The sequence below is a fragment of the Sporosarcina sp. P25 genome (assembly GCF_002743235.1).
Lineage (GTDB): Bacteria > Bacillota > Bacilli > Bacillales_A > Planococcaceae > Sporosarcina > Sporosarcina ureae_B.
Map to the genome: position 1 here is coordinate 173365 of NZ_PDYV01000004.1, position 20483 is coordinate 193847.

Annotated in this window: 19 protein-coding genes; all 19 read left to right on the forward strand. The window is 38.7% G+C overall.

What is annotated here, in order from left to right:
• Positions 1-5 precede the first annotated feature (5 nt).
• The 19 genes from CSV70_RS05675 (at position 6) to yihA (ending at position 20474) form a co-directional block, all read left to right on the forward strand.
• The gene (locus CSV70_RS05675; RefSeq protein WP_099660921.1) at positions 6-515 is read left to right on the forward strand and encodes a TRAP transporter small permease subunit; all 510 of its coding nucleotides are present in this window, start codon (positions 6-8) and stop codon (positions 513-515) included.
• Entirely contained in the window at positions 499-1821 is a 1323-nt protein-coding gene (locus tag CSV70_RS05680) for a TRAP transporter large permease (RefSeq protein WP_099660922.1), read from the forward strand. Before CSV70_RS05675 ends, CSV70_RS05680 begins: the two co-directional genes overlap by 17 nt.
• Positions 1822-1944: 123 nt before the next feature.
• The gene (locus CSV70_RS05685; protein WP_085131072.1) at positions 1945-2499 is read left to right on the forward strand and encodes a helix-turn-helix domain-containing protein; all 555 of its coding nucleotides are present in this window, start codon (positions 1945-1947) and stop codon (positions 2497-2499) included.
• Positions 2500-2960: 461 nt separating this feature from the next.
• Complete coding sequence (locus CSV70_RS05690; protein ID WP_099626819.1) at positions 2961-3590, forward strand: SIMPL domain-containing protein; 630 nt, start codon at positions 2961-2963, stop codon at positions 3588-3590.
• A 68-nt stretch (positions 3591-3658) separates the two neighbouring features.
• The gene (locus CSV70_RS05695; protein ID WP_158232290.1) at positions 3659-4585 is read left to right on the forward strand and encodes a diacylglycerol/lipid kinase family protein; all 927 of its coding nucleotides are present in this window, start codon (positions 3659-3661) and stop codon (positions 4583-4585) included.
• A gap of 261 nt (positions 4586-4846) precedes the next feature.
• Positions 4847-5848 carry a LacI family DNA-binding transcriptional regulator gene (locus CSV70_RS05700; RefSeq protein WP_099626821.1) on the forward strand — a complete coding sequence of 334 codons (1002 nt, stop codon included), beginning with the start codon at positions 4847-4849 and terminating at the stop codon, positions 5846-5848.
• A gap of 17 nt (positions 5849-5865) precedes the next feature.
• The gene (locus CSV70_RS05705; protein WP_099626822.1) at positions 5866-6822 is read left to right on the forward strand and encodes a sugar kinase; all 957 of its coding nucleotides are present in this window, start codon (positions 5866-5868) and stop codon (positions 6820-6822) included.
• Positions 6823-6900: 78 nt separating this feature from the next.
• A complete protein-coding gene (locus tag CSV70_RS05710; RefSeq protein WP_099626823.1) occupies positions 6901-7905 on the forward strand; it encodes a TRAP transporter substrate-binding protein in 1005 nt (334 codons plus the stop codon).
• Between the two features lie 71 nt (positions 7906-7976).
• Positions 7977-8459, forward strand: a complete 483-nt coding sequence (locus tag CSV70_RS05715) for a TRAP transporter small permease (protein WP_099626824.1) — start codon at positions 7977-7979, stop codon at positions 8457-8459.
• The gene (locus tag CSV70_RS05720) at positions 8456-9730 is read left to right on the forward strand and encodes a TRAP transporter large permease (protein ID WP_099628377.1); all 1275 of its coding nucleotides are present in this window, start codon (positions 8456-8458) and stop codon (positions 9728-9730) included. Before CSV70_RS05715 ends, CSV70_RS05720 begins: the two co-directional genes overlap by 4 nt.
• A gap of 15 nt (positions 9731-9745) precedes the next feature.
• Positions 9746-10765 (forward strand): zinc-binding alcohol dehydrogenase family protein, encoded by a 1020-nt coding sequence (locus tag CSV70_RS05725; protein WP_099626889.1) that lies wholly within the window; start codon positions 9746-9748, stop codon positions 10763-10765.
• Positions 10766-10777: 12 nt separating this feature from the next.
• Entirely contained in the window at positions 10778-11407 is a 630-nt protein-coding gene (locus CSV70_RS05730; protein WP_099628378.1) for a bifunctional 2-keto-4-hydroxyglutarate aldolase/2-keto-3-deoxy-6-phosphogluconate aldolase, read from the forward strand.
• Between the two features lie 2 nt (positions 11408-11409).
• Entirely contained in the window at positions 11410-12480 is a 1071-nt protein-coding gene (gene uxuA, locus CSV70_RS05735; protein ID WP_099626827.1) for a mannonate dehydratase, read from the forward strand.
• Positions 12481-12482: 2 nt separating this feature from the next.
• Positions 12483-13319 carry an SDR family oxidoreductase gene (locus CSV70_RS05740; protein ID WP_099626828.1) on the forward strand — a complete coding sequence of 279 codons (837 nt, stop codon included), beginning with the start codon at positions 12483-12485 and terminating at the stop codon, positions 13317-13319.
• Positions 13320-13467: 148 nt separating this feature from the next.
• Positions 13468-14433, forward strand: coding sequence for a tetratricopeptide repeat protein (locus CSV70_RS05745; RefSeq protein WP_085131069.1), 966 nt, complete (start codon positions 13468-13470; stop codon positions 14431-14433).
• A 245-nt stretch (positions 14434-14678) separates the two neighbouring features.
• Positions 14679-15965, forward strand: a complete 1287-nt coding sequence (tig, locus tag CSV70_RS05750) for a trigger factor (protein WP_099628379.1) — start codon at positions 14679-14681, stop codon at positions 15963-15965.
• Positions 15966-16175: 210 nt separating this feature from the next.
• The gene (gene clpX / locus CSV70_RS05755) at positions 16176-17444 is read left to right on the forward strand and encodes an ATP-dependent protease ATP-binding subunit ClpX (RefSeq protein WP_085131067.1); all 1269 of its coding nucleotides are present in this window, start codon (positions 16176-16178) and stop codon (positions 17442-17444) included.
• 130 nt (positions 17445-17574) lie between these two features.
• Entirely contained in the window at positions 17575-19896 is a 2322-nt protein-coding gene (gene lon, locus CSV70_RS05760; RefSeq protein ID WP_099628380.1) for an endopeptidase La, read from the forward strand.
• The gene (gene yihA / locus CSV70_RS05765; RefSeq protein ID WP_085131065.1) at positions 19893-20474 is read left to right on the forward strand and encodes a ribosome biogenesis GTP-binding protein YihA/YsxC; all 582 of its coding nucleotides are present in this window, start codon (positions 19893-19895) and stop codon (positions 20472-20474) included. Before lon ends, yihA begins: the two co-directional genes overlap by 4 nt.
• Positions 20475-20483 lie beyond the last annotated feature (9 nt).

Consider the following 20483-nt stretch of genomic DNA (forward strand, 5'->3'; position numbering starts at 1 on the left):
GCTGCATGATTCTCTTAACAACTATAATAGAAAACATGTCGTCTATCGCTGGAAAAATCGCGGGCTATCTGATGATTCCACTAACGCTAATAGTCATCTATACCATCATCATGAGACGCTTTTTGCATAATGCACCAGATTGGGGTTTTGAAGTGCCGATTTTCATATTTGGCGTGTCCATATTACTAGCGGGAGCTGAAGTGCTTAGAGTGAAAGGACACATCGCAGTGGATATCATTCCGCGTTTATTGTCTCCTAGATGGAATAAATTCTTTGGCATTATCGCTATGTTACTTGTGATATTAGTGGCTTCGTTTCTGATCTACCGTGGGTCCCTCATGGCTGTTGAATCGACATTGATAATGGAGCATTCTTCTCATCAGAGTTCGTTTAATCCACAGATATGGTGGTTCAAGTGGTTTATTCCAATCAGTGGCTTGCTAGTTTGGTTACAAGCTTGGGTCGAAATCTATAAAATCGCAATTGGGGGTAGCGCAGATGATTCTATTATTTGAGTATGCTCCGATTGCGATGTTCGTTTTATTGATGCTGCTTCTGTTTTTAGGGGTACCAATAGCATTTGCATTATCTACAGTTGGTGTAGTATTTGCGCTAATGATGTGGGGGATTGATAGTACTAGTCTGTTAACTAGTGCTGTTTGGGGTGTGATGAACAATTTCACACTTATTGCAATTCCGTTATTCATTCTGATGTCCGTTTTATTGGAAAAGTCCAATATTATCACCGATTTATATGATGCTGTTTACAAGTGGTCTGGTGCATTGCGTGGTGGACTTGCGATTGCGACCATTTTAGTAGGTGCAATTATCGGTGCGATTTCAGGGGTAGTTGCAGCAGGAGTAATCGGTCTAGGATTAATTGCGTTACCGCAGATGATGAAGTATAAATATAATGAATCATTGAGCTTAGGATCGATCATGGCAGGAGGTACACTAGGACAACTTATTCCACCAAGTTTAAACATGGTCGTCTATGGTGCTATTACTGGTGTATCGGTATCTAGCTTATTTGCTGGAGGTTTAGGTGCTGGATTCATTTTAATTGGATTGTTTATAGCGTATATTTTATTCCGTGCTTATAAAAACAAGGATATGGCTCCCTCGTTGGAAAAAGAGGATCGTGCAACAACTCGCGAGAAACTGCTGGCTACGAAGTCTGTCATCTTACCGATGATTTTAATCGTAATAGTACTTGGTTCAATTTTTACAGGTATTGCGACTCCTACTGAAGGAGCGGCAGTTGGGGTTCTCGGTACTTTACTTATTGGCCTATTCACCAAGCGTTTGAACTTGGAGAAGATCAATCTGGCGCTTAAAGAATCTACTAAAATGATGGGAATGGTAGGCTGGATATTGATTGGTGCAGCAGCATTTTCAGCTGTGTTCTCTGGAGTAGGCGGAAATCGTTTTGTTTCTGAAATGGCTCAATTGGCCCCTGGAGGTAAATGGGGGATTTTAGCTTTCTCTCTAGCTTTCATAATTTTACTAGGAATGTTTCTGGAGACAATGGCATTGATTATGCTTGCAGCTCCGATAATTTCACCTATTATTGCAGATGCTGGTTTTGATCCCTTATGGTGGGGTGTTGTCTTCATGGTTGTTCTTCAATTAGCATATTTGACGCCGCCATTCGGATTTGCGATCTTCTATCTAAAAAGTGCGGTGGGAGATAAGGTTAGTATTGAGAAGATTTATCGTGCAACTTTCCCGTTTATCATCATCCAACTTGTGGCAACGATTATTTTCGTTTTGCTCCCAACGTTGGCTACCTGGCTTCCTACTTTATTAAGTTCGAAATAAAAGTTACTATATAATAGTGAAGACTCTTGATTTAATCAGGAGTCTTTTCATTATTACAAGAAATCATTTTGATATTGATGCTAGAATAATAGTAGATTATTTTTAAGTAAGGGATGGATGGGAATGGATGCAGAATTAGGAAAAGAAATTCATCGGATTCGAAAGATGAATAAATTGACGTTAAAAGATGTTAGTGTCAAAAGCGGATTATCCGTCAGCTTTTTGTCTCAAGTAGAACGTGGAATTAGTTCGGTAACTTTTACTTCATTGCGTAGAATTGCGGAGGCGTTAGGTGTTCATATAAATTTATTCTTTGAGGAACCAACGGAAAAATCGCCGACCAAGAAACGGACTATTAAAAAAACTGCTGACCAGCCAAATTTCACTTTTACAAACCTTGTAGGTGATATGGAAAATCCGTTATTTTTCCCCGCGCGTATTGAATTGAGACCTGGAGAATCCCATACACATCCCTACGCGCATCAAGGGCAGGAATTTGTCTACATATTAGAAGGTGAACTTAAAGTGATTTTGGAGGATTACTCCGATACATTCTATACGAATGAATCGTTCCATATAGATTCGATGCAGGAACACGTCTGGTTCAACGAGACTAGCCAACCTGTGACACTGCTTGTGGTTAGTGCCAATGCAGATGGATCTTCAAATAAAAAATAGATTGCTTCTCCTAAACTCGATAGGATAGAATGAGGTAACTAGTAATAATCTATTCAATAGAGAAAAAGGTGACGTCTTGGACAGAAACAATCGATTATTCATTATTACACTCGTTGTCATCGCCTTGTGTACATTAGGTGGGTTCGCAGTACAAAAAGGATTCATCACATTTTAAAATTAAAACGAATATTCAAAGCTCATCGGTCTTAATAGATCGAGAGCTTTTTTGTTTAAATGAGACTGAACAGCAATTAAATTTTCTTTAAACTACAAACTCGATAGCTATAAGAGATGTCCAGTTACTTCAATAGTTACTCTACAGAATAACAAATTCTACTTAGCCATTTAAATTTGAACAAAATGTTTATACTCATTCCAGTGCGTGAGTAAACAAAAAAGACGTATAAATTGGCTCGTATGTTGCATAGAAATGACAATACTGTAAAAGGAGAGTGTTATGTATGTATAAAGAACAGGAAACACGGATGATTACTGTATTTGGTGAAGGGACAGTGAAAGTCTCTCCTAGTACGGTTCATATTGTATTATCTGTAGTGTCAAGAGGAACCGAACTTGGAGAAATCCAGCAAGAAAACGCTAAGCGTATGAATCAAGTAATCCAGTCGCTACAAAAAGTGGGAATTGCAGAAACATCCATGCAAACGATTGATTTTCAAATTCGCCCAGTCTATGAATACGTGAATGGAGAACAGCGCTTTCAAGGGTATGAAGTGATTAATTCTATCCGCATTACAAATAACGAACTTTCACGAACAGGCGAACTCGTCGATCTTGCGGTCAAAAATGGTGCGAATCAAATTGGATCGATCGAATTCACGATGCCCAATCAAGACGAACAATATCAGCAAGCGCTGGTGCTAGCCTTACAAGATGCAGAGACTAAAATGATTACGATTGGGACTTCATTGAAATTACAGAACCGGCCAATTCCATTAAAGGTTGAAGAGCAGCATATATCTCAACCAGTAGCTTTCCGTGCAATGACTATGGCGGATACCGGTAGAACACCAATCGAGTCGGGTATGATTACGATCAGTGCAAGTCTGCAAGTGAAGTATCAAATAGTCTGACAATGGTCTAGTATGTTAATTGGTAGTCTGCTACTATGATGAAAAGGCTTTTGAAAGAGGCGGTCCGTATGGATGTACATTTCATCATAAATGAACAAGCTGGAGATGGTAAAGGGGCCAAGTTATGGGCAAGCTTGCGAAAGAATATCAGCTATCCATTTCATCTGACCGAGCGACATAATCATGCGGAAGAACTTGCACAGCAACTTGCTAAACAAACCACCGTTTCGTTATTGATCATCGTAATAGGTGGGGATGGGACAATCCATGAAGTGCTAAATGGTGTTGCAGGTTATCCTCATGTAACTGTCGGGGTCATGAAAGCGGGGTCCGGTAATGATTTCGCAAGGACGTTTCCAGCATTCAATAATTTGCAGGAAGTGGAATCTTATATCGCAATAGAACCGGCTAATAGAAAAACCGTGGACTTTGGCTCCGTGAAATTGAGCGACGTGCATCAACGTTATTTTGCAAGCAACTGTGGTTTCGGCTTAGATGCGGATATTTCATTGGCAGTTGGACAATCTACTATTAAAAAGACGTTAAATAAATGGAAGCTTGGCAGCATAGTGTATGCTCTGACCGTAGCGCGTAGTTTACTAGCCTTCAAACCATTTAACGCGAAAATTCAAATTGATTCAGACACTCGCATATTTGAGAATGTCTGGATGATCACCGTCAGTAATCAAAAATACTACGGTGGCGGCATGAAAATTTCTCCTTATTCTATTTATGATGATGGAGAGTTTGAGCTGACAGTCATCCACTCTATTTCTGTGCTGAAATTTTTAGCAGTGTTTTTAACTGTATTCAATGGAAGTCATACGAAGTTAAAAGGAGTTTCTACTTATAAGAATGACCAATTCATTATTGAGACGGATCGAGTAGTAGGTTGCCACACCGATGGGGAATATATTGGGACCACTACAGATCAGCCAGTCATTTGTGAAGTGGATGAACGGAAGTGGTATGTCGCGGACAAAAGAGAAAAATAAATTAACATATTATATAGTTTAAACTGAACTTATTGACGGCTCACATAACAGGGATATTAATTCTGTAGAGGGAATATTACGTAGTTATAAAAATACTACAATCCTTTTATTTTAGCTACTTTGTATTCGAATTGAATTTGAGATAAATAAAAATATTCAAACAAATCACAAGAAAGTTATTGATTTTGGAAGCGGTTGCATTTATACTTTTACTAAACCGGTTTACTAAACCGGTTTAGTAAGTGGGAAAAGGTGAAATAAATGAAAGTGACGATGGCTGACGTAGCAAAAAAAGCAGGCGTCTCTAAAAGTACTGTTTCACAATTTATAAACGAGAGATATGAGTTCATGGCTGAAAAAACAAAAGTGAAAATACAACAGTCCATTGAAGAGCTTGGATATATTCCAAACAACATGGCAAGAAGTTTAAAGAGAAAAGAATCGAACACGATAGGTATTATTGTAGCAAATATATTACATACTTTTTCCACTGAAGTTATTAGGGCCATAGAAGATGTTTGTGAAGAAAAAGGAGTGCATGTTTTTGTATGCAACGCTGACGATAACCCTCAAAAAGAACGTTCTTACATCGATATGTTGCGTGCTAAACAAGTAGATGGACTTATTATTTTCCCTACAGTAGGTAATGAAGATCTTTATGCTGATCTGCGAAAAAATAATTTCCCTATTGTATTCGTAGATAGGAGAACAGAAAACTCATATTACCCTACGATTATGCTAGATAATCATAAAGCCTCCGAGATGGCGATTGATCAATTTATTGAAGTAGGAAAGAATAAAATAGCAATTGTATCGACTTCTATTGAGAGAAAAGTAATACCCCGGATTGAAAGAATTGAAGGTTATCAGCTTAAAATGAAAGCGTGTTCTTTGCCTGTTGAAGACTCTTGGCTTGTGGCGACTGAAAGAGAAAACATTATGGACGCTCTTCAAGTTTTATGGGATAAAGAAGAAAAACCCAATGCATTCTACGCAATTAATGATTTAGCACTAATGGAATTAATGAAATTCATAAAAATAAATAATTTATTGATTCCTCAGGATGTTGCCGTAATAGGACTGGATGACTCTCCCTTTTTGGAAGTTTTCACGCCAGCTATAACTGTGATTAAACAACCAACTTTTCAAATGGGTATGGAAGCAGCTCAGCTACTATTAAAAATCATTCATGATAAAGAGATACCGGATGATTTAGAAGTGCAAAGATATATGCCACATTTATTGAAAAGGGAGTCTGTATAAGATAGGGAGTTATGAAAATGTCTACGAATTTTAATGTATTAACAATTGGTGACGCAATGATTACAATGGACCCTATAACTAAAGGTCCTATGAGATTTGTTACTCATTTCGAAAGAAAAATGGGTGGTGCAGAATTAAATTTTGCTATAGGATGTTCGCGACTGGGATTAAATAGTAAGTGGATTAGCCGGTTAGGACAGGATGAATTTGGTAAAGTGATCTATAATTTTGCACGCGGTGAAGGAATCGATGTAAAAGATGTTGATTTTGTAGATGGATACACTACATCTGTAAATTTTAAAGAGGTTAGAGAAAGTGGCGAAGGCAAGACATTTTATTACCGTCAACAATCACCTATTCTAACGCTGAGAGTAGAAGATATTAATGAACATTTATTGGATTCTATTGATCTATTGCATATTACAGGAGTATTCTTGGCAATCGATCCACAAAATCTTGCAATAGCTAAACGTTTGATCACATTAGCGAACGAAAAGAATATTCCTGTATCATTTGATCCGAATATACGTTTGAAATTATGGACGATTGAGGATGCAAGAAAAGCTTATTTTGAAATCTTTCAACAAATAGATATTCTATTGACAGGTTTAGATGAAATTCATTTAATTTTAGAAGATAGTTCGGAAACGGCACTGATCAAATTTGCAAATGATTATAATATAACGGATCTGGTCATTAAAGATAGTTCTGCAGGTTCTAGGCTCTATAAAAAAGGGCAGTGGTTTACTTCACCGGCATTTGAAGTTCCCGTAATTGATACAGTAGGTGCTGGTGACGGTTTTGATGCTGGTTATGTTTATAGTTATTTAAATGATTTGGAACCAAAGGAAGCTTTGCGGTTTGCCAATGGTGTTGGGGCACTTGTTGTAAGCGTTTTAGGAGATAATGAAGGACTTCCATATTTAAGTGAAGTGCAATCGTTTACATCAGGTACTAAAGAGATTGAAAGATGAAAAGTAATGGAAGGGGTGATTAAAAGGTTATATTCAATAATTCATTTTCTACAGACAACTATAAAAGGGGCGAATAACATGAGAAAAATTAAGTGGATGGCAGGTTTATTGATTGCGATTTTGATGCTAGCAGCTTGTGGAGCAGATGAAACAGGAGATTCAACAGATACAAAAAGCGATAAAGTGATTAAATGGAAGTTAGGGCATTTAGCTGATGAAAACCATATTTGGCATAAAACCGCTTTGGAATTTGCCGACTCAGTTAAAGAAAAGACAGATGGCCAGATAGAAATTGTAATTTATCCAAATAACTCTTTAGGTTCAGAGACAGATACGATTAACTCTATTCAAGCTGGATCAGCTGATATGGTTGTTTCGGGCGAAACGTTACAGAACTGGGCTCCGAAAGCTGCCCTTATGGCTGTACCCTATGCATTCGATGGAATTGATCACGTGAAAAAAGTGGTTGAAGGGGACGTAGGTAAAGAAGTTGAAGAACAAATTATTGAAAAGGGTAAATTGACTCCACTTTATTATCATACGAGAGCGCCTAGAAATTTAACATCTGATAAGAAGATTCAATCACTAGCTGATTTAAAAGGTTTCAGTATGCGCGTACCGAATGTTCCTTTATTCTTGAAGGTTTGGGAAGTAGCTGGAGCGAAACCACAAGTTATTGACTTTAACGAAGTTTTTACTGGACTACAGCAAGGAGTTATTATGGGACAAGAAAATCCAGTAGATTTAATTCAAAGTGGTGGTCTGTATGAAGTTCAGAAGTATGTGAATCGAACGGAGCATGTATATTCATGGATTTATGTATTAGTCGGAAATGATCAGTACAATGCCTTAACTGAAGATCAGAAAACAGCAGTAAAAGAAGCCGCTGCTGAAGCGCAAGCATACGGAGATTCATTATATGATGAAACTATTACCTCAATCGAAAAAGACTTAGAAGAAAAAGGTATGGAGTTTGTTGATGTAGATCGTGAAGAGTTTAGTAAAGCGATGTTACCAGCAGTTAAAAAAGCATTGTCTGAAGAACAAAATGAAGTACTAGAAAAAATTCTTGAAGTTAAGTAATTTATAAACAATAGGCACAACTAATTAACACTTGGTTGTGTCTTTCCTTAAGAAAGGAAGTTGACGCAATCATGTTAAAATTAGTAGAACGCATTCTGGGCATACTTTCTATTTTAAGTTTTGCTGGAGTTATCATTGTAGTAACTATACAGATTTTATCTAGGTTCCTACCTTTCTCATACATATGGACAGAAGAAATAACACGTTACTTATTCTTATTCGCTATTAGTTTTGGTACACCATTAGCACTGATGCGAAATGAATTTATTAATGTTGATCTATTAGTTAATAAAATGAAAAGTAGCGTTAGAAGATTTTATGATGTGGCTATTTATATCACTATTTTAGTTTTAACATTAGTAATTGCCAAAGAAGGATATAAGTTTATGTTGCTAGGACATAATCAACGCGCAGCGACATTACCTATCCAGATGTCTGTTGTGCATGCATCTATTTTCTTAATGGGATTATTCCTTTCAATATTTGCTGTTGTGAAAATTATACTATTACTACAGAATAAAGAACCTTATTTAGATGGGAGTGAAGAAGAATGATGGCGTTAGTTCTGTTCCTATCTTTTCTCGTTTTAATATTTATTGGAGTGCCAGTTGCATTTAGTTTAGGATTATCTTCACTCTTATATTTGTTTATTAACGATATGTCGTTCTCAATTATTCCACAAAGGATGTTTGGCGGACTAAACTCCTTCGTCTTACTATGTATTCCCGGGTTTATTTTAGCGGGGAATCTAATGAACGCCGGTGGAATTACTGATCGTATTATTCAGTTTGCGAATAACTGCTTTGGCCATATTAGAGGTGGTTTAGGATTGGCAAACGTAGGATCATCTATGGGTTTTGCAGGTATTTCAGGAACAGCACTTGCTGATACGGCAAGTATCGGAGCAGTCATGATACCTGCAATGAAAAAAGAAGGATATGGAGCAGGGTTTTCTGCCGCTGTTACAGCTTCATCATCTACAGTAGGACCAATTATTCCACCATCTTTGCCGATGATTATTGTGGGTACACTAGCTTCAGTATCTATTGGAGATCTATTCTTAGCTGGTGCAGTGCCGGGTATACTTTTAGGTCTAGGCTTGATGATTCCTACGTACTTGATTTCTGTTAAGAGAAATTACCCTAAGGGTGAGCGGAAATCATTCAAAGAAATAAGCAGTAGTTTCTTAGGGGCATTTTGGGCGCTCTTCATGACAGTCATTATACTAGTTGGTATTTTAGGTGGTATATTCACACCAACAGAAGCTTCTGTTATCGCGGTTTTATATGCATTGGTCATTGGAATTTTTGTTTATAAAGAATTACCAATCAGAAAAATACCGGAAATCATGCTGGATTCCATGACGAGTACAGCGTCTATCATGTTATTAGTAGGATTTGCTAACTTGTTCGGTTGGATTATGGTTAGTGAACAAATTCCGCAATTAGTTGCGAGTACAATTTTAGGTATTTCAAGCAATCCCATCATAGTTATTATCTTAATCAATATCTTATTGCTATTTGTTGGTACCTTTATGGAAACCATTGCAGCACTTGTTATCCTTTTCCCAGTGTTACTCCCAGTAGCTATGGAAGTTGGCATGGATCCAGTGCAATTTGGCGTCATGATGGTCTTGAATCTTGTTATCGGATTAACAACTCCACCAGTTGGTGTTTGTCTGTTCGTTGCTTCGCAAATAGGGAAGGTATCAATAGGCAAGACAACAAAAGAGTTGCTTCCGTTCCTAGGTGTTAGTTTAGTCATATTGTTATTAGTATCGTTCGTGCCACAAATCACATTATATTTACCAAGTCTATTTAAGTAGGTGTAGAAGATGAAAATTAAGGCAGTTCAAGTACCAGAAGCACATAAATTAATGATTATTGAAAAAAAATGTCCAGAGATAAAAAATGAATTTGACGTACAAGTAAAGGTTAAGCGTGTAGGTATTTGTGGCTCTGATATGCATATCTATCATGGTACTAACCCTTTAGCAACATATCCCCGCGTGGTGGGACATGAAGTCGCGGGAGAAGTTACTGCAATAGGTGAATCTGTTAGTACACTCAAATTAGGGGATCATGTTGTAATCGAACCAATTTCATTTTGTGGGAAATGTTACGCATGTAGAAAAGGTCGTCAAAATGTTTGTAAGCATCTTTCAGTTTTTGGTGTACATGAAGATGGTGGTATGCAAGAAAAAATTGTTCTTCCTGAGAGACAAGTTCATCGCGTTAATAAGAATCTTGAATGGGATGAACTTGTTTTGGCGGAACCCTATACAATTGGCGCGCAAGCTGTGTTTAGAGGTAATGTTGAAGCGGGTGACACCGTTTTGATTCAAGGTTGTGGTCCTATTGGAGTTTGTATTTTGAAGATGGCTAAATTAGCAGGTGCTATTGTAATCATGACGGATTTAGATGAAAAACGTTTACAGTTTGCAGAACAGAATGGAGCAGACTATATCATAAACGCAGGAAAAGTTTCTGTAGAAACTGAAGTAATGAAGATTACTGAAAGTGAAGGTGTTAATGTTGTAATAGACGCTGTGTGCCTTCCGTCAACATTTGAACTAGGTGTACAAGTTGCTTCTCCTGCTGGTACCGTAGTAGTACTTGGCTTTGATGAACGTCCCGCTTCCATCTCTCAGCTTCCTATAACAAAAAAAGAGTTAGAAATCGTAGGTTCTCGTTTGCAGACCAATCAATTCGAAAAAGTAATTACTCTATTAAATGAAGGTAAGTTAACTCATGATGGTTTAATAACACATAAATTCGCTCTGAAGGATGTTCAAAAAGCATTTGACTTTATCGAGAATAGTCCTGATCAAGTACGTAAGGCTTGTATTACTTTTGACTAAGGAGATCTGAATATGCTTCCAAAACACCAAGTAATTCATCATATTATGAAACAAAAAGTTGTGGCGGTTATTCGTGCTGCCAATGCAAAAGAAGCAATTGCTATTTCGAAGGCCGCTATTTCAGGTGGTATTTCAGTGATTGAGCTAACATTTACAACACCTTTTATTGAAGATGCCTTTAAAGGTTTAGTAGATGAAGATGCTGTGATAGGTGCGGGAACAGTTTTAGATCCAGAGACAGCGCGTATTGCAATTCTGGCAAACGCTAAATTCATTGTTAGTCCACATTATGATAAGGAAATAGCAAAAATGTGCAATCGCTATGCTATTCCTTATCTTCCTGGCTGCATGACCATTACAGAAATGAATAAAGCTATGGAAGGTGGCTGTGATATCTTAAAGCTATTTCCAGCCAATCAATTTAAGCCTTCTATAATTTCCGCGTTTAAAGGCCCGTTACCACATACTCGTTTCATGCCTACGGGTGGCGTTTCTTTAGATAATATAAGCGATTGGTTACTAGCGGGGGCCGTGGCTGTTGGTATTGGTAGTGATCTCACCAAAGCATATAAAGCTGGAGGTGAAGAAGCAGTTAGTAAACTGGCAGAAACGTATATGGAAATAGTTAAGGGGGTAAAATAACAATGAATATTACTTTTAGATGGTATGGTAGAAACAACGATACAGTTTCGTTGGAACAAATCAAACAAATCCCAGGAACAAAGGGAATAGTTTGGGCCCTTCACCATAAACAAGCTGGTGAGTTATGGACGGAAGAAGAAATTCAAGATGAGGTTTCATATATTCAATCTCATGGCTTTCACGCGGATGTTGTGGAAAGCGTTAATGTTCATGAATCCATTAAACTAGGGTTACCTGAACGTGATGAATTAATAGAAAACTATAAGCAAACGATACGCAATTTAGCAAAAGCAGGTGTTAAAGTAATATGCTATAATTTCATGCCTGTATTTGATTGGACGCGCTCTGATTTGCATCACCCGCTTCCAGACGGATCGACTGCATTATTTTATGAAAAAGCAAAAGTAGAAGGTATCGATCCTGTGGAACTTATCAAATCAGTTTCAGAATCATCTACGTTAACGATGCCTGGATGGGAACCTGAACGATTAGCTAAGATTACGAATTTATTAGAGGCCTATAAAGAAGTTAATGAAGAAAGATTATGGGATAATCTTTCCTATTTCTTAAATGCTATTTTACCGATTGCGGAAGAATGCGATATCCAAATGGGCATACATCCCGATGATCCGCCATGGTCTATTTTTGGTTTGCCAAGAATTATTACTGGTGAAGAAAGTCTAAAGAGATTATTATCTATCTCAAATTCACCTTCGAATCGAATTACGTTTTGTACAGGCTCATTAGGCGCAAACCCAAAAAATGATATGGTGTATCTCGCTGAAAAGTATGCGCAGTATGCTCCGTTTTCTCATATACGTAATGTTAAAATATTTGACAATGGTGATTTTATCGAGACTTCTCATTTTACGGAAGACGGTTCAATCGATATAGCTGGAGTAGTGAAAACATTAGCTGAACAACAATACGAGGGTTATATACGGCCTGATCACGGTAGACATTTATGGAATGAAGACTGTCGTCCAGGCTACGGATTATACGATCGTGCGTTGGGTATTATGTATATGCTCGGGCTTTGGGATGCATATCATAAGAAAAACGAGGTGAAATAACTTTGCAGACCATTCACCAAAACTTACAGAATAAAGTGGCTGTAGTAACAGGCGGTAGTGGAGTTCTATGTTCGGCTATGGCAATGGAATTAGCCAGACATGGCGTCAGGATAGCTATTATCAACCGCACGTTAAAAAACGGACAGCTAATAGCAGCTGAAATTCAACAAGCTGGAGGACAAGCAATAGCTGTTGAAGGAGATGTTCTAGACAGATCCTCACTAGAAACAGCAAAAGATCTAGTAGTCTCACAATTTGGAAAAGTAGATATCCTCATAAATGGTGCAGGGGGTAATCATCCTGATGCAATTACTTCAGAAGAGATATACAGTGGGAATGAAGTGGAACAATCCTTTTTCCAGATGAATGAAGTGGGATTATCGACAGTGTTTGCTAGTAATTTCACAGGAACATTTCTAACTAGTCAAGTTTTCGGAAAAGTGCTTTTAGAACAAGAATCTCCTGTTATTTTAAATATCTCTTCCATGAGTGCATTTTCGCCGATGACGAAAGTGCCTGCATATAGTGCTGCGAAATCAGCTATCAATAACTTCACAATGTGGATGGCGGTTCATTTCGCTGAATCTAATCTACGCGTCAACGCTATTGCGCCGGGTTTCTTTTTGACAAAGCAAAATCATGACTTATTAATTGATGCTGATGGAAATCATACACAGCGTTCTAATAAAATCTTAAATAGTACTCCTATGAAACGCTTTGGTAAACCTGAAGATTTGCTTGGTACTATGTTATGGCTTGTTGATGAATCATACTCTAGTTTTGTTACTGGAATTACTGTTCCTGTAGATGGTGGTTTTATGGCCTATTCAGGTGTGTGATTTATTGTGAATAGCGCAAAGGTTATTAGATAATCTTTGCGTTATTTGTGTTGTAATATAATCAGGTCTTCAATAGAAACATCCTGAACTAGAATTTTTTTCAGTTGCTGTGCTATAGTGAAAGTAACAAAGCAGGCAGGTGATTACAATGCAAAAGAAGCGCAGACAAGTTATTAGAAAAGGAAATGTAGTCGTCTTTCCTGGAACACTCGAACGTCTTCATCGAGAAGGTAGACTGGCAATGGAACGTGATCTTCATCAAGAAGCGGTTCGGAATTTCGAATCTGTATTGGAAATTGATCCCGAAGATTACACGGTTTTTGATGGTCTAGCTATTTCTTTATATGAAATGAAAGAGTATGAACGAGCAAAAGAATTCGCACTTCTTGCTATGCAAAACCAAGCAGGCGATTACATAGAAATACTTGAGCTTTACCTTTCGATTTCAATCCAACTACAGCAATACGATGAGGTAGAGCTGACGATACAAGGTCTGTTAGAGAAAGAAATCATTCCACAACATAGTTTACAGAAGTTTCAATATTTGCGAGAGTTGAATAGTCGATTATCTACTCGTTATGAAGAACCTTCCATTGAGGAGCCTTCTATTACAAGCGAGCAATTTCACCAAATGGGTTCGATGGAGCAACAGGAATTCTTATTGTCATTGCAACATCAGAAATTACAGCCATACATTCCGTTGTTGGTAGAGGTGATTGAAGCAGAGGATATGTTGCCGGTTGTTAAGACCTATGCGTTGATGTTATTGCAACAAGTGGGATATCAAGAATCGTTAGCTGTTCGTAAATACCACTTTGAAACGGAAGTTAATCCATCAAGACTCGTTTCACCCGAGGAAGATCAATTTATTGGGGAAGTGCAGTTTCTCGCAAAAGCGCAATTTGAGAAAGATCCAACAGCTAGTGAATTAGTAGTCAATTTGATCCTCAAGTACAGTGTCTTGCTGTTTCCATTCCACTGGGGTCCTTACACGGCAGAAGAGGTGGCGGGCGAGTATGTCGCGTATACAAAGCAGTTATTGTACGGTCAGCAAACGACGGAGTCTTCATTACTATCGTTCATACGTTCGGTGGATGAAGAAATGGAAAGCTGACAGTGATTAATTCTTGAAAGATGAATAGACTATGTTATACTAAAATGGTTGTCAACTGCTTATCTGTCCTCAGTAACGTTGTCGCTTCTTACAAGCGGAACAAAATGAGCTGATTCAGATAAAGCCTTCAAAGAGTGTCGAAGATTTTTTTAGGATGTACAGAAAAAATTCAGATACAATCATGCGAAGGTATAATTGATTAAAATAAAAATAAAAGTATTGCAAATGATTTGGAGGTCATACATATGACAGTTAAATGGGAAAAATTAGAAGGCAGTGAAGGGAAACTTACATTTGAAGTTTCCGTAGATCGTTTCAACGAAGCACTGGATGAAGCGTTCAAAAAAGTAGTAAAGAAAGTACAGGCACCTGGTTTCCGTAAGGGGAAAATGCCACGCAAAATGTTCAACAAAATGTACGGTGAAGAATCACTTTACAATGACGCTATCGATATCGTACTTCCTGGAGCATACTCTGCTGCAGTAGACGAAGCAGACGTAGATCCAATCGCCGCTCCTGAAATCGACATCGAAAAGCTAGAAAAAGGCGAACCTGTTGTTTTCACTGCAATCGTAGCGCTTAAGCCCGAAGTTAAGCTTGGTGAATACAAAGGTCTTGAAGTAACTCGTCAATCAGTTGAAGTAACAGATGAAGAAGTAGACGCACAGCTTCAACAACGTACTGAAGCACTAGCAGAAATGGTAGTCAAAGAAGATGGCGTTGTGAAAGATGGCGATACTGCTACAATCGATTTCGAAGGATTCGCTGATGGTGAAGCTTTCGAAGGTGGACAGTCAGAAAACTACGAACTTGAAGTTGGTTCTGGTTCATTTATTCCAGGATTCGAAGAGCAAGTAGTAGGCATGAAAACAGGAGAAGAAAAAGAAATCGAAATCACTTTCCCTGAAGAATATCATGCTGCTGAATTAGCTGGTAAGCCTGCTACATTCAAAGTGAAAGTTAACGAAATCAAGTCTAAAGAAGTTCCAGAACTTGATGATGAGTTAGCAAAAGAAATCGACGAGAGTGTTTCTTCAGTAGAAGAGCTACGCACGAAGTTGAAAGAAGAAGCTGAAGAAGTGAAGAAGAATGATTCTGAAACAGCTCTTCGTGACGATCTAGTAGAACAAGCTGCAAGCAACGCTGAAATGGAAATTCCACAAGCGATGATCGATTCAGAAACGGATCGTATGATGCAGGACTTCGAACAACGTCTTCAAATGCAAGGTATGAACTTGGATCTTTACTTCCAGTTCTCTGGACAAGACGAGCAAACACTTCGCGATCAAATGAAAGACGACGCATTAAGCCGCGTACGCGTTTCGTTGACACTTGAAGCAATCGGCGCAGCTGAAAAAGTAGAAGTGCCTGAGGAAGAAGTACATGCTGAACTTGAAAAGATGTCTGAACAATTCGGTATGGACGTGGAGCAAATCAAGACTACTCTTGGTGGCACATCTGTACTTGAGAACGACCTTCGTTTCAATAAAACAGTACAACTACTTGTTGACAATGCAAAAATCATCAACTAATCTTTCTATATGAATGCAACAAGGTACGGTTTGCCCGTACCTTGTTTTTCTTAAATAAAAGAATTTCATGTATAGTCTTACTGAAACTCCACAAGCTAGAACATAAATAACTATACATATCTGGCTGGGTGTTATCGGTCAATAAGTTCTAAATAGTTGATTAAGTCATGGTAATCTTGTAGTATATTCACTTGAATAGGGGTGAGCATAATGTTCAAATTTAATGATGAAAACGATAACCTGAGCTGTTCTTTTTGTGGGAAATCTCAAGAGCAAGTCCGCAAATTGGTAGCAGGTCAAGGTGTTTATATTTGTGATGAATGCGTTGAACTTTGTGCGGAAATCGTGGAAGAGGAAGTAGGTCTTGAAGAAGGCTTCGAGCTAAAAGATGTACCGAAACCAAGAGAAATCCAAGGTATCCTCGATGACTATATCATCGGGCAAGATCGCGCAAAGAAATCACTCGCAGTAGCGGTATACAATCATTACAAACGAGTAAATTCAGGCAGTAAAATTGATGAAGTCGAGCTGGCTAAATCCAACATCGTCTTAATCGGACCAACTGGTAGCGGTAAAACATTACTAGCACAAACGTTGGCTCGTATTTTGGATGTGCCATTTGCGATTGCAGATGCGACTTCATTAACTGAAGCAGGCTACGTTGGGGAAGACGTAGAGAATATTCTCTTGAAATTAATTCAAGCAGCAGACTTCGATATTGATAAAGCTGAAAAAGGTATTATCTACATTGATGAAATCGACAAGGTAGCTCGTAAATCTGAGAATGCGTCGATTACTCGTGACGTATCTGGTGAAGGTGTGCAACAAGCGTTGCTGAAGATTCTTGAAGGAACAGTTGCAAGCGTACCACCACAAGGTGGCCGTAAGCATCCTCATCAAGAATTCTTGCAAATCGATACAACGAATATCTTATTCGTTGTAGGTGGAGCATTTGATGGTATTGAAGATATCGTTAAACGCCGTATCGGACGTAAAGTCATCGGTTTCGGTTCTGAGTCCAAGCAAGAAATCAATGAAGAAGATAGCCTATTGGCTAAATTGATTCCTGAAGATCTCCAATCATACGGTTTGATTCCAGAATTCATCGGTCGTTTGCCGGTAATTGCAACACTCGATACATTAGATGAAGATACACTGTATCAAATTCTAACTGAGCCGAAAAATGCGATCGTCAAACAATACCAGAAGATGGTTGAACTAGATGATGTAGAACTTCAATTTGAAGATGATGCTTTGATCGAAATCGCAAAAGAAGCGATTGCTCGTAAGACAGGTGCACGTGGGCTTCGTTCCATTATTGAAAACATCATGTTGGATGTAATGTACGATCTACCTTCACTCGAAGAAGTGAAGAAATGTATCATTACGAGGGATTCTGTTCTTGGAAAGTCTACTCCGATTTTACATAGAGAAGACGGATCTGTATACGAATCAGATAACGAAAAAAATACCGCATAACGCCGAAAAGGCAAAAGGGCCGGCTCCACCGATGCGTATCTTATACGTTCGGCAGTCGGCTTTTTCTTACATAAGATTTTATATGCGCATTACACATACATATACATAACATATTTGGAGGTGGCTTTTCATGCCGACGATTCAAAAACAGAACATCCCATTATTGCCACTTCGCGGAGTGATTGTTTATCCAACGATGCTTTTACATATTGATGTTGGCCGTGAACGCTCGATTTTTGCAATTGAACACTCATTAGCTGGTAATCATGAAGTTTTCCTTGCGACTCAGAAAGATTTGAGTTTGGAAAATCCAGAAAGCGATGATTTGCATGAAATTGGTACTCTAGCGAATATCAAATCAATGACTCAATTACCAAATGGTACGTATCGTGTATTAATCGAAGGTATACATAGAGCAGAGTGGAGCAGTTACCAAGAAGCTGACCTGTATCCAGTTGTCAATGTCACGTGTTATGAGGAAAGCGAAGAAAAAGATGCAGAAGCAGAAGCGCTGATGCGTTCACTTGTTGCACAGTTCAAGCGATATGCGAAGAATAGCAAAAGAATTTCCGATGAAACACTAGAAACGGTGGAAAGCATTCAAGAACCAGGTAGGTTAGCAGATATGATTGCATCAAATTTGCCGTTGAAATTAACAGCAAAACAAGAAGTGCTTGAAATACTGGACGTGCCTGAACGTTTGGAATGGCTTATTAGTCGAATGTATAATGAACAGGAAATCATGGAGCTTGAACAAAAGATTAATGAACGCGTGAAAGATGCAATGGAACGCACGCAAAAAGAGTTTTATTTACGCGAACAGTTAAAGGCAATTCAAACTGAGCTAGGCGATAAAGATGGTAAAGGTCTTGAAGTGTCCGAACTGAAATTGAAAATTGAGAAAGCAAATATGCCACAATCTGTTAAGGATACAGCAGAGCGTGAGTTGGAACGGTATGAGAAGATCCCCTCTGTTTCGGCTGAAAGTGGCATCATTCGTAATTATATTGAGTGGCTCATTACGCTGCCATGGACTCATGCGACAGAAGATCAGCTCGATTTATCACGGTCAGAAGAGATTTTGAATCGTGATCATGAAGGGTTGGAAAACGTTAAAGAACGAATTCTAGAGTATCTCGCTGTGCGTCAGATGACAAATTCACTGCGTGGACCGATTCTTTGCCTGGATGGTCCTCCAGGAGTGGGTAAAACCTCATTAGCCCGTTCTATCGCTGAGTCACTAGGACGTGAATTTGTTCGCATATCACTAGGTGGTGTCCGTGATGAATCTGAAATCCGTGGTCATCGTCGAACTTACGTAGGCGCGATGCCTGGGCGTATTATCCAAAGTATGAAAAAGGCAGGCACTGTCAACCCGGTCTTCTTACTTGATGAAATTGATAAAATGTCTAATGATTTCCGAGGAGATCCATCGTCTGCTATGCTAGAAGTGCTGGATCCTGAACAAAACAGTAATTTTAGTGATCATTATATAGAAGAGCCGTACGATCTTTCGAGTGTGTTATTCATTGCGACTTCGAATGATCTGGGGGCTATTCCGGGTCCATTGCGTGACCGTATGGAAATCATTTCGATCCCCGGTTATACAGAACAGGAAAAACAATCAATAGCAATCCATCATTTGATTCCTAAACAGATGAAGGAACATGGTCTAAAGAAGGCACAACTTCGTTTCCAGGAAGAAGCAGTTCTAGAAATTGTACGATATTATACACGTGAAGCTGGTGTACGTTCACTTGAGCGTGAAATTGCCAGCATTTGTCGTAAAGCCGCACGTCAAATTCTGGCAGGTGATAAAAAAAGTCTAACAGTTAGTCCGAAATCATTAGAAGCTTTACTTGGCAAAAAGCGTTTTCGCTTTGGACAGGCAGAAACTGTCAATCAGGTAGGCATGGCCACTGGACTCGCCTATACATCTGTCGGTGGAGATACACTGCAAATTGAAGTATCATTATCACCAGGTAAAGGCAAATTACTGTTGACAGGTAAACTTGGAGATGTCATGAAGGAATCAGCACAAACCGCATTATCTTATGTGCGTTCCAAAGCCATGACATTCCATATAGATCCTGATTTCCATGAAAAGTGGGATATTCATATTCACGTTCCGGAAGGCGCCACGCCAAAAGATGGACCTTCCGCCGGTATAACCATCGTAACAGCACTAGTATCCGCATTGACGGAACGCCCGATACGCCGTGAAGTCGGTATGACAGGAGAAGTGACGTTGCGTGGACGTGTACTACCTATTGGTGGACTAAAACAAAAAACGCTTAGTGCTCATCGTGCAGGATTGCGGACGATTATCATTCCGTCAGATAATGAACGCGACTTGGATGATATTCCAGATAGTGTAAGAAAAGAACTAACATTTAAACTCGTGTCGGATGCTCATGAAGTACTCGATATCGCTTTGGAGGAAAAGAAATGAAAGTCCATAACGTTGAAATGATTATGAGTGCCGTTCGTCCTGAACAATATCCAACAGAAGGTTATCCTGAATTTGCGTTAGCCGGTCGTTCGAATGTAGGGAAATCTTCCTTCATTAATAAAATGATCGGGCGCAAAAGTTTAGCACGTACATCTTCAAAGCCAGGAAAGACTCAAACACTCAATTTTTATAAAATTGAAGAAAAGTTATTTTTCGTCGACGTACCAGGGTACGGCTATGCGAAAGTGTCAAAAACAGAAAAAGAAAAATGGGGCGGTATGATTGAACAATATATTACGTCCCGAGAAGAATTACGTGCAGTAGTGCAGATTGTTGATTTACGTCATCCACCGACAAAAGACGATTGCATGATGCATGATTTTCTTTCCCATTACAATATCCCGACGATTGTCGTGGCGACAAAGGCGGATAAAATACCTAAAGGTAAATGGGAGAAGCATAAGAAAGTTGTGCGTACAACATTTAACATGGAAATACACGAGCCGCTCATCCTGTTTTCATCTGAAAAAGGCATGGGTATGGATGAAGCATGGCGCGAAATTGAAAGTCGCATGTAAGCAACGAGT

Excerpts from the sequence above, each read along its gene's own strand:
- CSV70_RS05675 (WP_099660921.1), top strand. The coding sequence starts at position 6 with ATGATTCTCTTAACAACTATAATAGAAAACATGTCGTCTATCGCTGGA.
- CSV70_RS05680 (WP_099660922.1), top strand. The coding sequence starts at position 499 with ATGATTCTATTATTTGAGTATGCTCCGATTGCGATGTTCGTTTTATTG.
- CSV70_RS05685 (WP_085131072.1), top strand. The coding sequence starts at position 1,945 with ATGGATGCAGAATTAGGAAAAGAAATTCATCGGATTCGAAAGATGAAT.
- CSV70_RS05690 (WP_099626819.1), top strand. The coding sequence starts at position 2,961 with ATGTATAAAGAACAGGAAACACGGATGATTACTGTATTTGGTGAAGGG.
- CSV70_RS05695 (WP_158232290.1), top strand. The coding sequence starts at position 3,659 with ATGGATGTACATTTCATCATAAATGAACAAGCTGGAGATGGTAAAGGG.
- CSV70_RS05700 (WP_099626821.1), top strand. The coding sequence starts at position 4,847 with ATGAAAGTGACGATGGCTGACGTAGCAAAAAAAGCAGGCGTCTCTAAA.
- CSV70_RS05705 (WP_099626822.1), top strand. The coding sequence starts at position 5,866 with ATGTCTACGAATTTTAATGTATTAACAATTGGTGACGCAATGATTACA.
- CSV70_RS05710 (WP_099626823.1), top strand. The coding sequence starts at position 6,901 with ATGAGAAAAATTAAGTGGATGGCAGGTTTATTGATTGCGATTTTGATG.
- CSV70_RS05715 (WP_099626824.1), top strand. The coding sequence starts at position 7,977 with ATGTTAAAATTAGTAGAACGCATTCTGGGCATACTTTCTATTTTAAGT.
- CSV70_RS05720 (WP_099628377.1), top strand. The coding sequence starts at position 8,456 with ATGATGGCGTTAGTTCTGTTCCTATCTTTTCTCGTTTTAATATTTATT.
- CSV70_RS05730 (WP_099628378.1), top strand. The coding sequence starts at position 10,778 with ATGCTTCCAAAACACCAAGTAATTCATCATATTATGAAACAAAAAGTT.
- uxuA (WP_099626827.1), top strand. The coding sequence starts at position 11,410 with ATGAATATTACTTTTAGATGGTATGGTAGAAACAACGATACAGTTTCG.
- CSV70_RS05745 (WP_085131069.1), top strand. The coding sequence starts at position 13,468 with ATGCAAAAGAAGCGCAGACAAGTTATTAGAAAAGGAAATGTAGTCGTC.
- tig (WP_099628379.1), top strand. The coding sequence starts at position 14,679 with ATGACAGTTAAATGGGAAAAATTAGAAGGCAGTGAAGGGAAACTTACA.
- clpX (WP_085131067.1), top strand. The coding sequence starts at position 16,176 with ATGTTCAAATTTAATGATGAAAACGATAACCTGAGCTGTTCTTTTTGT.
- lon (WP_099628380.1), top strand. The coding sequence starts at position 17,575 with ATGCCGACGATTCAAAAACAGAACATCCCATTATTGCCACTTCGCGGA.
- yihA (WP_085131065.1), top strand. The coding sequence starts at position 19,893 with ATGAAAGTCCATAACGTTGAAATGATTATGAGTGCCGTTCGTCCTGAA.